This is a genomic window from Pedobacter suwonensis, from assembly GCF_900111825.1.
Lineage (GTDB): Bacteria > Bacteroidota > Bacteroidia > Sphingobacteriales > Sphingobacteriaceae > Pedobacter > Pedobacter suwonensis.
This window is the reverse complement of the sequence record NZ_FOJM01000023.1, coordinates 12,856-26,181: the sequence shown is the minus strand read 5'-3', so window position 1 is coordinate 26,181 and position 13,326 is coordinate 12,856. Positions and strand designations below refer to the sequence as shown.

Below are 13,326 nucleotides of genomic sequence, written 5' to 3'. Positions count from 1 at the left end.
TTAACTCATTGTCAGTTTTTAAAAAAAAAATAATCTAGGTTAAATTCGAAGTTTTTTTATTTGTGAGCTATACTATTGGCAATTCAGTTTTTCGATAAAATAATAAGTGTCCAGGGCATCTTCCGATTCACGGTCCTCGTTTTCATTAACAATTGATTTTATTTTACCGTCGCTTTTTTGAGATCCTGTGTTGTTGTACTCAAATTTGATATTACCAATGGATTTAATTTTTCCATCTTCCGATTTAAAAACGGAATTGTAATATTCAATTTTAATATCACCAATGGATTTTATTTTTCCGTTTTCAGAAGGGAATACGCTGTTGTAATATTCTACTCTTTTATCGCCGATTGTTTTTACTTTTCCATCTTCAGATTTAAAAACGGAATTATAGTATTCAATCCTGGTGCCATTTATAGATTTGATTTTCCCATCTTCAGAAGGAAATACACTACTGTAATATTCTATTTTGCCTCGAAAGCGTTGTGCATTTGCCTGAATGGAAAGACTTAAAAGAAATAATAAGCTTATGCCTGCCCGGCTGAAGCTTTTGGTGAATATATTTTTCATTGTAAGGAATGTTAAAAGTGATAATTAAAAGTAAATGTTGGTGTGAAATTTTGCAGGGCAAGCTTCAAATTGTTCGTTTTATCGTAATTGTAAAGCGATTCTTCAGCGTAGTAATTTTGATGAAAGAAAGAGACAACAGGTGCTGAAAAATCCAAAGCGGCATGTTTAGATATGAAATAGCTAAAACCAGGACTGATACTGGCGCCCCATCCTTTTATTTTGGCATCGGTACGGATCAGGTAACCTTCGTCATCAATGCGGTTAAAGGTATTTACCTGTAAGAGCAGGTTGGCCTGCATAAAAAACTTAAAACGATCTTTAACATCAATGTATTTGCGTACAAAGGGAGAAAAACCAAAGCTGAATTCTTTTACGCCGCGCTGTTCTTCGTAATATCCGTATTCACTATTCCATGCAATATAACTTTCGCCCCTGAGCTTCGACAGATTTAAGGGGACTTCCAGGCCGATGGCAAAATTATTGGCTAAAAAATAACCTCCCCGCGGCGTTAAAGTAAAGGTGTTTAAGCTGGGTGATGAAGGGTTTTGTCTGGAGGTTCCAAAACTCAGGCTTCCGCCAATAAAGCCGGATCCTTTTTCAGTTTGGGCATAGCTGCGCCAACTAACGGCGCATAGCAGCGCCATAATGATTAATTTAGGTTTCATTTTATTTTGTGTTTTTGTGTGTAATCAATAATAATCATTATCGAAACAAAAAGCAAGAAAAATGAACTGCTATGTTAGTTAATTTTTAAATGTCAAATCCCACAGAAATAAACGTTGTGGGATTTGATACGCTATTGACTGTCAGTATGCGGCAGGTAAGTGGCAAACTCGTCAGGAATCCAGGTTTTATACGCTTTAGCCTCTTTTTTTGCCCTTTCGCTTAGTGGTATTTTCCATATCTCAAAAAACGACGATAAATCTGAATTCGTAGCTTTACTGATGGATGTAAACCAAAGATCTATGCGTTCTTCATTGCTCAATTCGTTTTGGTAATATTTTCTTGGATCCATATCGCGGTATATTTTATTGGCTTTGAGGATAGACTCCCATCCAAAATGTTCAATAAGCTGGATATACATACACAAAGCGGTGAAGGGTTCCTTTCCCCATTTTTCAAAGGTAGGCTGGTTTTGAAGATAACTATTGATTTTCTGCTTTACTTCATCTTTACTTTCCATTCCCTCGTGGTTGTAGAGGCCCTTTTTTAGTACTTTATCATATACATACATGGTATAAAGGTTGGTGGTTACTTCACCAACTTCATCCATATCAAGCCCCCAAAATTGATGGCGATGGCCGAGCTCGTGGAAATGGCCCCAGCTTCCTTTTTCTTTCAGCATTTTTTCATTAAGCATTAATTCGCAACTTTCATCATTGGGGGCCACAATTTTATCCCAGACGGTGAACATATAGCCATAGGCAACCTGATTATCGATGACTATCCTTTCAGGATGTGTTCTGGTTCGGCTAATGATGGCTAAATCGGCATCTGCATCCATTACTTGGTCCCATAACTTTAGTAAGGAGTCAGGATTTTCCAAATTTTTAATGCGATAAGTGGGTACGGTGAGTATAATTTTATCCGTCGCTAGTTCTGTCCATGGTGCAGGATTATTTTTAATGCTTGCCCATTCGGTCAGGTTATTTTTCTCTAATTTATAGTAGGGGGCTTTCACTACGCCATTTGCAACAATACTTATTGATTTGAGTGAGGAACTGTCAGGAATTCTGATATACAATAGTCCACCATATGGTGAAAAAATGGTTGTGGTATCTTTTTCCAGTTCAAATGATCTGGTTAAGTCAAAACCCGATCTTTCCAGCTGATCCAGATGTCTTAAATCATCATTATGGATGCCGATCTGCGCCTTTAAATATTGGCTTTTATATTTTGGATCGATCACGATGCTCACTTTTTCGCCCGCCGGAACATAAACACCTGTACTGTGTAACCTGAAATAATTTGGATAAGGTTCAGCTAAGCCTTGCGAACCTACCTGTACGGCTATATCAATCAATTCTGTGCTACGGCTGGCGTTTTTGGGTACCTCTCCAGGAAACGACTTACTTTCCGGATATACAAAATCGGTCGAGTTTTCTTTATTGTGAGATTTTTCATAAATATATTTTGAAAATTGATAGCCTGCTTTTTTAGCGGCAGTGGAAATATCCAATGGTTTGTTTAGTGTGGGTACCGGAAGTGAATCGCTAATGGAAAGTGCCGATTTTATTTTCCTGATCAACATACTGGTATCTGCATTATTCGAAAAAGCCAGCTCTAATGTAGGCTCTATACCATAGGCATATTCGGTGGGGCTGGTCGGTTTAGGAGAAGGTTTCGCCAGCTCACTCAAAATATTCTTCAATAGAAGATAAAATGGTTCTTTTGTTAACGTCAAACTATCTTTGGGATGCTCAGCCGTAAACATGGTATAGGCATTAAATATTCCCGCCTTACTTAATAAAGCATTTATTTTTATCAGATCATTTAAATATGATTTATTGGGATCTCTGTGCTTAAAAATATATGGGTAGGGGGAGCCATAAACCAAATTTCCTCCATCAGCTATGTATTTTTCAATGACTTTAAGCGCTGCTGTATCCTTCACATCATTGGTTAAAAAGTAAATGTCGGTATTGGGCTGTAGTTTACTGCTATCAGCGATGTAAACTTGAGCATTGTTGGCTTTCAATGCATTGATCAATGATGCATCGGCAGTTTTAGTGACGGCTACTTTAAGTTTTTTGGGATGATTTCTAACCGATTGGATAATGTTTTTTAACAAATGTTGAACATTTTGATCGCTCAATAATTTGCTTTCAAAATACTCGGACGAGCCTATGGCAAAAATGTGTCCTTTACCCAGGGCGCTGCTCATCATTACTGTTGCTGAAACATCAACTTGCGATGAAAGCAAATGTGTAGCTATGATCTGAGGTTGTTCATTAGTGCTAAAGAACGCAGAAACAAATTTTCCCGTATCAGGCATAGGTAAGGTATTAATGCCTTTTAAAAGTGCTGATTTTTGAAATTTTTGAGCGAAACTTTGGATGGCAAGACAGGCCAAAATAAGAAGAAGCGTGGTTTTGAGATTCATTTTCAGGCGGTTGTATCTGCAATTTTAAGTATCTCAAACCACTGCCACAACACACTTTATGTTAAAAAACGCTAAATAAATCAGGCTTTAGGTACAACAGGCAATATGGGTAACAAAAAAATCCCGTCCAGATGAACTCGGGACGGGACTCGATTGTTGTATTTTAATCCACTTTCTGGTTCAGGAACACAAATTTATGATCGAACATGTCTAACTTAATTTTGCTGTCTTTGTCAACTTTTCCTGCCAGGATCTCTTTCGATAGCTCGTTCAGGATTCTTTTCTGGATGACCCTTTTCAACGGCCTTGCACCAAACTGCGGATCATAACCCAGTTGTGCCAACCAATCTAAAGCTTCATCACTGGCATCCATCTCTATACCCATTTCGGCCAAAGTTTGCTGTACCTGTTTAAACTGTAAGCTTACAATATTTCTGATTTCGCTGCGGTTTAATGGGGTAAACATAATCAGCTCATCAATCCTGTTCAAAAACTCCGGACGAATGGTTTGTTTCAATACCTCAAATAGTTCGTTTTTGGTTTTCGCAATAACCTCTTCGCGGTTTTCATCGCTCAAATCTTTAAAGTTATCCTGAATTAAATGCGCACCAATGTTCGAGGTCATGATGATGATGGTGTTTTTGAAATTCACCGTTCTGCCTTTGTTATCAGTTAAACGGCCATCATCCAATACCTGCAGCAAGATGTTAAATACATCCGGATGTGCCTTTTCGATCTCATCAAGCAATACTACCGAATAAGGTTTGCGCCTAACAGCTTCCGTTAACTGTCCGCCTTCATCATAACCCACATACCCCGGAGGCGCTCCGATTAAGCGTGATACGGCATGTCGTTCCTGGTACTCACTCATATCAATACGGGTAAGTGCATTTTCATCATTGAATAAAAACTCAGCCAGGGCTTTGGCAAGTTCCGTTTTACCTACACCCGTAGTACCTAAGAAAATAAAGGAACCAATAGGTTTACGTTTATCCTGCAAGCCAGCACGTGAACGGCGGATGGCATCAGAAATGGCTTCAATAGCCTCGTCCTGGCCCGCTACGCGTTGGTGCAGCTCTTCTTCTAAATGCAACAGCTTTTCGCGCTCGCTGGCAATCAGTTTGGTAACCGGAATACCGGTCCAACGGCCAACCACACCTGCAATATCGTCAGCAGTAACCTCTTCTTTTAGCATGCGGCTATCGGTTTGCTGGCTTTCTAAATCGGCTTTAAGTTTTTCAACCTTGTCCTGGGCTTCCTTTATCTTGCCGTAACGGATTTCGGCAACCTTGCCATAATCTCCGGCACGTTCTGCCTGTTCGGCCTCTAATTTATAGTGCTCAATCTGCTCCAATTCATTATTCACTGCATCTACCAGGTCTTTTTCGCCTTGCCATTTCGCTTTAAATTCATCTCGCTCTGCAGACAGGTTAGCAATTTCTGCTGAAAGATCTGCAACTTTTCTATCGTCTTTTTCCCGTTTAATCGCTTCGCGTTCAATTTCCAATCGCATAATCTCACGGTCCAGCGCATCTACATGTTCGGGTACACTGTCCATTTCCATGCGTAGCTTAGAAGCAGCTTCGTCCATTAAATCGATGGCTTTATCCGGTAAGAAACGATCAGAAATATAGCGCTGACTCATTTCTACGGCTGCAATAATCGCTTCATCTTTAATCCTTACCTTATGGTGGGTTTCGTAACGTTCTTTTAATCCACGGAGGATCGAAATGGCATCCTGGGTATCTGGTTCCTCAACCATCACCTTCTGGAAACGGCGTTCCAAAGCTTTGTCTTTTTCCAGGTATTTCTGATATTCATCTAAAGTCGTTGCACCAATAGCGCGGAGTTCTCCACGGGCAAGTGCGGGTTTTAAGATGTTTGCCGCATCCATTGCACCCTCACCGCCACCGGCACCCACCAAAGTATGGATCTCGTCGATAAAAAGGATAATATCACCATCACTTTGGGTAACCTCCTTCACTACTGCCTTTAAACGTTCCTCAAACTCGCCTTTATATTTTGCGCCGGCAATTAATGCACCCATATCAAGCGAATAAACCACTTTACTTTTCAGGTTTTCTGGCACGTCGCCTTTAATAATCCTAAAGGCAATGCCCTCTGCAATGGCGGTTTTACCTACACCAGGTTCGCCGATCAATATCGGGTTGTTTTTGGTTCTGCGCGATAAAATCTGAATAACACGGCGGATTTCCTCATCACGACCGATTACGGGATCCAGTTTTCCGCTTTCTGCATATTCATTTAAATTGCGTGCATATTTACTTAGGGCCTGATAAGTGGCTTCCGCATTTTGATCGGTTACCCGGTTATCGCCACGTAACGCTACAATGGCTTTTTTAAGGTCTTTCTCGTTAACACCTTGTTCCTTTAACAACTTAGCGGTGCTATCGTTAACAGATAAGATACCTAGTAACAGATGTTCTACAGATACAAATTCATCCTTAAACTCTTTTAAAAATGTTTGCGCCTTTTGTAAAACGCTATTGGCATTGGATGACAGATATACATTGCTTCCGCTCACTTTCGGGAACCTGGCAATCTCTGCATCCAGATTTTGATTTAATACATTTAGGTTAACGTTTAATTTCTTTAAAACATAAGAAACCACGTTTTCATCAACAGTAAGCAGACCTTTAAGCAGGTGCGCCGTTTCAATAGCCTGTTGCTGGTTGCCCTGGGCTATTTCAGAAGCCTGTTGAACTGCTTCCTGGGCTTTTATGGTAAAATTGTTGAAGTTCATATTCCTTTTAAATCAAAACAAATGCCATGTTAATTTTGATTTTCAAATCGGAAATTTTGTCGTGAAGTGATTGTTTTAAGTGAATAAATGACTGATTTTTAATTGTTTATGATGAAAATTTGTCTTGTTTTAGCTTACTGTCATCCTAAACGTCGTGAAGCATCTTTAAAAGCTGGGTTTATGTTGAGGATCGGTAACTGTTAACTGATTTGGGCGTTCCCCAATCCCGTGAAATACGGGAAAGGGTCGGGCTTTACAGGGCTCCGCTTCGCTCCGGTACCGATGAAAGATCGGCACTGAACCCTTACAATCCCTAACGCGGACCTAACTTAATCGTAACCCCGAAGAACTACTGGTTCAGGTTAAATAAACCTGATAGAACGGAAAGCCCGGAGCGAGGAATTGAGCGAGGACTTGGAGAGATAGCAGGACTACAGGAAGCGAAGTACACAGAACCCTGCTTTTTAAATCATATTGAACAAGTAAGTGGACAAGGTAATTGGAAAAGCTATCAATAACAGATTACTATAGAAACGTCGTCTTTCCCACGCAGGCGCGAATCTTAAAGCAATTGCATTACGATTATTCATAAGTTTGCTTTATCTGGTGGTATTCATGAACACCTCGTGGTTCCCAATCAAGTTGTTCCAAATGAACTCCGTTGGAGGGAATGACGATTCTCTACAAGGGTACTTCCTAATAAGTAACTCCTCCAGTTAAGGAGAGCAAGTCCAAAAGGAAGATGCTGAAACAAGTTCAGCATGACGTATGGTGAAAAAAATAAGCTTTTTCTTATTAAAAAAATCCCGTTTTACCTCTCCAGGCAAAACGGGATAAAACCTAAAACAAAATCCGTTTCATTTGACAAAACGTTACAACTTGTGTGTTGTTAAAATAATAGACAGGAATTTCTGTTTAAGGTTTAATACCTGTTGAATATCTTTATTTAATTTAAGGCATATGATTAAATAAATGATAGCAAGATATTCTTCAGGTTTACTAAATTGTTTTAAAAGAGGGCTGCGGCGAAATTGTTTCGAAATGATGGTTACAGCATGTAATTATTTTTTTTGCGAGGCTTTCGTTAATGCTGCGCAGTTTTATCTAAGTTTGTTCAATAATAAATTATTAAGAATAGAAAATGTCGGTAAGGGGTAACCAGTTTAAGGCCAATACATTCAGAGATAAAGGTGCAGAAAATACACCAGGCAGGTCATCATTGGGCAGGCAGCCAAAGCGAAAAATGGATTTTTTGCCAAGCTTTGACCTGGCAGATGGCCGTGCAGTTAAAATTATAGGGCTGTTTTTCGTCATATTATCATTATATTTTTTAATTGCTTTTACTTCCTATCTGTTTACCTGGCAGGATGACCAGAGTTATGTAATTGATGCAAATGGCGGATGGAGCAATCTTTTTAAAACATCCGAAGAACTGAAAGAGGCGGGTGTTTCCATCCCGGTGGTTCAAAACTGGCTGGGTAAATTCGGTGCGCTGTTATCACACCAGTTTATTTACGAATGGTTCGGGATTGCATCTTTCCTGTTCGTTCTGGCCTTTTTTATTATCGGCTACCGTTTATTATTTAAGGTTAAAATTCTTTCTATTTCTAAAACATTAGGGTATAGCTTTTTCTTTTTGCTTTTTATTTCATTAACCTTAGGTTTTGCACATGGTTTCTGGTCAGAATCGCCACATTATCTGGAAGGAGAATTTGGCTACTGGAGCAATAAATTATTAAGTGCCCAGATTGGCGCTGCCGGTGTTGCCGGATTAATCGCTTTTGCCGGATTAACCATTTTAATCATTGCCTATAATATCGATTTTAAGTTTCCGGAGCGTAAAGCGAAGGAAGTTTACCTGGATAATGAAACGCCTGATTATGTAAACGACATTAGGGAGCAGGTGGTAAAAAACAAAACCTATGAAGAACCTGCTGCACCTATTGAATTTCCGGTACGCGATAAGCCGGTAAGTAACGAACGTAAACAGCAGAACGTTGTATTACAGCCAAGCCGTTTTGAGGAAAAAGAGGAAGAGGAAACGGTAGCACCGGTGGTGCTCTCTCCATTGGCGACAAATTTGCCATTGGCTACTGCTGCGGCCGCTTCATTGCCTTTAACGGTAGAGCCAGCGGTTGAAGTAGAAAAGGAACCTGCCTTTACGATCGAAAAAACTGAAGAAGAAAAAAAATCAGAAGACCTGGTTGAACAGTTTGGCAATTACGACGAAAAACTGGATTTATCGGGTTATAAATACCCTACAGTTGATCTGTTGGAAAATTACGGCACCAATAAAATTTCGGTAAATGCGGAAGAACTGGAGGCCAATAAAAATAAAATTGTTGAAACGCTTAATCATTACAATATCGAAATTGATAAGATTAAAGCAACCATTGGTCCAACTGTTACCCTATACGAAATTATACCGGCGCCGGGCGTAAGGATTTCGAAAATTAAAAACCTGGAAGATGATATTGCGCTTTCCTTAGCGGCTTTGGGCATCCGGATTATTGCGCCGATGCCAGGTAAAGGTACCATTGGTATCGAGGTGCCAAACCAGCATCCTGAAATGGTACCGATGCGCAGCATTTTAAATACCGAAAAATGGGCACAAAACACCATGGATTTGCCTATTGCCTTAGGTAAAACCATTAGTAATGAGGTGTTTATTGCCGATCTGGCCAAAATGCCGCACTTATTGGTGGCCGGGGCAACCGGTCAGGGTAAATCGGTGGGTATTAATTCTATCCTGGTTTCGCTATTGTTTAAAAAACACCCTGCACAACTTAAATTTGTACTGGTTGACCCGAAAAAAGTGGAGTTAACCCTGTTCAACAGGATTGAAAGACACTTTTTGGCTAAATTGCCCGGAGAGGCTGATGCCATCATCACCGATACGAAAAAAGTGGTGAACACCCTAAACTCGCTTTGTATTGAGATGGATCAGCGTTACGATTTGCTGAAAGATGCGCAGGTGAGGAATTTGAAAGAGTATAACGATAAATTTGTTAAACGCAAGCTTAACCCGAATCTTGGTCACCGCTTTTTACCTTTCATTGTGTTGGTGGTAGATGAGTTTGCCGATTTAATGATGACCGCCGGTAAAGAGGTTGAAGCGCCAATTGCCCGTTTGGCCCAGCTGGCCCGTGCCATCGGTATCCACCTGGTACTGGCTACCCAAAGGCCGTCGGTAAATATTATTACGGGTACCATTAAAGCCAACTTCCCGGCCAGGTTAGCTTTCAGGGTATTATCAAAAATCGATTCGCGGACCATTTTGGATAGTGGAGGTGCCGATCAGTTAATTGGCCGTGGTGATATGCTTTTATCTACAGGCAGCGACTTAATCAGGCTACAGTGTGCTTTCGTTGATACACCTGAGGTAGACCGCATATCTGAATATATCGGGAACCAGCGCGGTTATGCAGATGCTTACCAGCTGCCGGAATATATAGATGAGGCAGGAGAGGGAAGCAAAGCCGACTTTGATCCCAATGAGCGGGATAAATTCTTTGAAGATGCAGCGCGGTTGATTGTGATGCACCAGCAGGGTTCAACCTCATTGATTCAGCGCAAACTGAAGTTAGGTTATAACCGTGCAGGCCGTATTATCGACCAGTTGGAGGCTGCGGGAATTGTGGGGCCATTTGAAGGAAGTAAAGCACGTGAAGTTTTATATCCTGACGAATATTCTTTGGAACAGTTCTTGAATAGTATGGATGACAAAGATTAGATTAAACCAATAGCGAAAAATCTACTCTAACGTTTCAAAGGAAAAATTTAAAAAAGAAAAGATGAAGAAATTAATTTCGGCATTAATGGTTGTAGTTGCTTTCACAACCTCAACTTATGCTCAAACTGATGCGAAAGCTAAAGCCATTTTAGCAGAAGTGAGTAAAAAATACAAATCGTATAATATAGTGAAAACGGACTTCACCTTCACGCTGGATAATCCGAAAGCGAAGGTTAAAGAAACTCAACAGGGTACTTTGTACGTTAAAGCCAATTCTAACAAGTATAAAGTAGCCATGACTAACCAGGAATTGTTTAGCGATGGTAAAAGCCAGTGGACTTACCTTAAAAAAGATAAAGAAGTACAGGTAAGCAATGTCGATAACAGTGGCGATGCGATCAATCCGGCCAAGATTTTCACTGTTTACGAAAAAGGATTTAAGTACGTTTATACAGGTGAAGAAAAAGCAGGTGCCAAAACCTATCAAATGATTGATTTAACACCGGTTGATGCCAAAAAATCCATTTTTAAAGTGCGTTTAAGTATCGATAAAGCGGCTAAACAAATTGCTAATGTGGTATTGTTTGATAAAAACGGAAACAAATATACTTATAGTGTGAAAACATTTTCGCCTAACGTAAATGTACCAGAAACTACGTTTGCTTTTGATGCCAAAAAATACCCTGGTGTTGAAGTGGTAGATTTAAGGTAATTGTTATTGCCGCCCGGGCGGCGTGAAACCTGAAAGGTTCAGTTGGAAACAGCTGAACCTTTTTTGTTTACGGAACTCAAATGGAATTGATATTTGTATCTATTAGTTAGTTATTGACGTACTTTGATTAAATCATGTAAGTAAGGTGTCTTTTTTTTGAAAAGCAATCGCAGTGGTTCTTGGTTTGCAGCAGTCCCGCCATTCGCTATAGGCCCGATGAAGAATCGGGCGCTGCCGCTGCTGTCGGGTTTAAGTGGCCTGGTTCTTTTAAGATACAACGTTTTCTAGCCAACATTTATAAAATAGAGATTCTTAGAATGAGGTTAGCTCACTTCAAAAAGATAGGCAAGAGCGAAATTTGTTCCCGATGTTTATCTTTCGTGTTGGCAAATTTATATCAGTGATTATTTTTTTAGTAAGAAATCGTCATCTCCGTAGCGCCTGCCCGTACAGGCGGGGAGAGATCTTTTTTGAACGTAGTTTCGGCGTTATGCTAGCTCGCTTTAATCACCACACAGGTTTTACCGAAGGACGCTGTCAATCCCAAGAGCCGGAGAAATCAAAAAAACAGTTGCAGTTCAGGCAAATTAGCACTTACAAACCTGAAACGCAGTGGTTTTGTGTTCATCAGAAATGAATCGAAGCTTTTGAAAGAATTGAACACAAACCCCGTAGGGCTCAATCAGACCAAAGAAAACATAAACAATAACTGATTAAACGAAGTGCCGCTGTTTTTTTGATGCGGGTTGGATTGTGCAAAAGGCTCATTGCTGGATTGACAAAGCGCTTTGGGTACTTTGGCTCGACAAAATGCGTAGCATTCTTGAGTACAGCTAATACAACTAACGACAGCGAAAAACTACCATGCCACCGCGGCATAGAGCGGAAGAAAAATATCATAATTAATTGTGTTCACACGGTAGGTTAAAATGGGAACCACGGAGTGCTCAGCGAAGATAATCTTAATACGATAGAACGGCAAATAAGTAATTCCTTACCAAATCATTAAGATGCCCATCCGATAGCGATCGGATCAAGCTGAGCATGACGACATTGCCAAATTTAATTCTTTTGCCAGCTCTAAACCTGTTATTTTGATATAGCCTCATCTTTCCTGCTGCTAAGACCCTTAAATAATTACCTTCGGATTTTTACGATTTATGAGTACTGCTTACAAGCACGATTTTTACTCTGTATTTTTTATTCCTTATTTAATTACGGGAACGATTGCATAGATATATATGATTTATCATACATAATTGTATTTTAGTTGTTAATTTCATGTTTAGTATTAACCAAATATAATTCTACAAACATGAAAAAAAAATCAGGTATTCTCGTACTCGGGATGGCTATTGCATTGTTCGGATGCAAGAAAGACAACACAACAGCGGCTGATATTGCAGATGGTCAGTCTACCGTTCAGCCAAACAAAATGGAACTTGCCACAGCGGCAGTAAGTGCTACTGTCAGCACAGAAGCTGCTTTAAAAACGGCTATAGCAAACGCGCAGCCGGGTGATGTAATCACTGTGAGTGGTACCATTTATCTCACCAGCACGCTTCAATTACTTAAAAGTGGTACTTCCAGCTCTAAAATTAATTTTACAGGCGGCATATTGGATTGTTCCGGTATTTCTGGTGCCAACTGGGGGGTAAAGGTAAATGGAAGCTACTGGAATATTACCAATATGACCATCAGAAATGCCCCTGATTGTGGGATTGTGTTCCAGACCGGTGGCTACAATTACGTAAATAAGGTAACTACACATGGAAATAAAGATTCCGGATTACAGATCTATAACGGTGGTCACCACAACAGCATCAATAATTCCACTTCGTACGACAATTATGATGTAGCCAACGGTGGTGAAAATGCAGATGGTTATGCCTGTAAGTTATCTGCCGGTGCAGGTAATCAGTTTAACTCCTGTAATGCCTACCACAATTCTGATGACGGATGGGATTTATACGGACAACCTTATACTGTTGTTATCAATAATTGTACGGCCACCAATAATGGTTACGGTACAAACGGTGATGGAAATGGCTTTAAGTTGGGTAGTGCGGGGCAAAATGTTGCACATACTGTGACCAATTGCACCGCCAGCAATAACAAGGGAAGCGGTTATGACGGTAATGGAAACATGGGGCATATCACAACCACAGGCAGCGGTGGCTCTGGTAACGTAAAGGGGCTTTTTAACCGAATTTACTAAATGGTTCTCTCCGTAAAAGGTTCAGTTGGCAACAGCTGGACTTTTTTATTGAAATAGGATAATAGGTGTATTATAGGATATATAGCTTTTCTGGAAAGCAATTGCAGCAATCTCGCCATTCGCTATTGGGAACGATTCAGAGCACTTCTGTATGGAGCCCATCCGTTTTGAGCGTAGTTTCGGCGTTATGCTAGCTCGCTTTAATAACACACAGGTTTTACCGAAG

The 13,326-nt window shown here is 40.2% G+C and carries 7 protein-coding genes; 3 read left to right on the top strand and 4 right to left on the bottom strand.

The genetic code is table 11. From position 1 onward, the window contains the following. Positions 1–72: 72 nt before the first annotated feature. From BM107_RS23000 to clpB, 4 genes are all read right to left on the bottom strand, one after another. Positions 73–570, bottom strand: coding sequence for a hypothetical protein (locus tag BM107_RS23000; protein ID WP_090987759.1), 498 nt, complete (start codon positions 568–570; stop codon positions 73–75). 11 nt (positions 571–581) lie between these two features. After that, on the bottom strand, positions 582–1,235 hold the full coding sequence (locus BM107_RS22995) for an outer membrane beta-barrel protein (protein WP_090987757.1): 654 nt from the start codon (positions 1,233–1,235) through the stop codon (positions 582–584). Positions 1,236–1,366: 131 nt separating this feature from the next. Continuing rightward, entirely contained in the window at positions 1,367–3,673 is a 2,307-nt protein-coding gene (locus tag BM107_RS22990) for a M60 family metallopeptidase (protein ID WP_090987755.1), read from the bottom strand. Positions 3,674–3,836: 163 nt separating this feature from the next. Then, a complete protein-coding gene (gene clpB / locus BM107_RS22985; protein WP_090987753.1) occupies positions 3,837–6,437 on the bottom strand; it encodes an ATP-dependent chaperone ClpB in 2,601 nt (866 codons plus the stop codon). A gap of 1,141 nt (positions 6,438–7,578) precedes the next feature. Between clpB and BM107_RS22980 the strand changes: the two genes are divergently transcribed. The 3 genes from BM107_RS22980 (at position 7,579) to BM107_RS22970 (ending at position 13,100) form a co-directional block, all read left to right on the top strand. Continuing rightward, complete coding sequence (locus BM107_RS22980; protein WP_090987751.1) at positions 7,579–10,170, top strand: FtsK/SpoIIIE family DNA translocase; 2,592 nt, start codon at positions 7,579–7,581, stop codon at positions 10,168–10,170. Positions 10,171–10,231: 61 nt separating this feature from the next. Further along, a complete protein-coding gene (locus tag BM107_RS22975) occupies positions 10,232–10,882 on the top strand; it encodes an outer membrane lipoprotein periplasmic chaperone LolA1 (protein ID WP_090987747.1) in 651 nt (216 codons plus the stop codon). Between the two features lie 1,315 nt (positions 10,883–12,197). After that, entirely contained in the window at positions 12,198–13,100 is a 903-nt protein-coding gene (locus BM107_RS22970; RefSeq protein WP_090987745.1) for a right-handed parallel beta-helix repeat-containing protein, read from the top strand. The last annotated feature ends 226 nt before the right edge of the window (positions 13,101–13,326 follow it).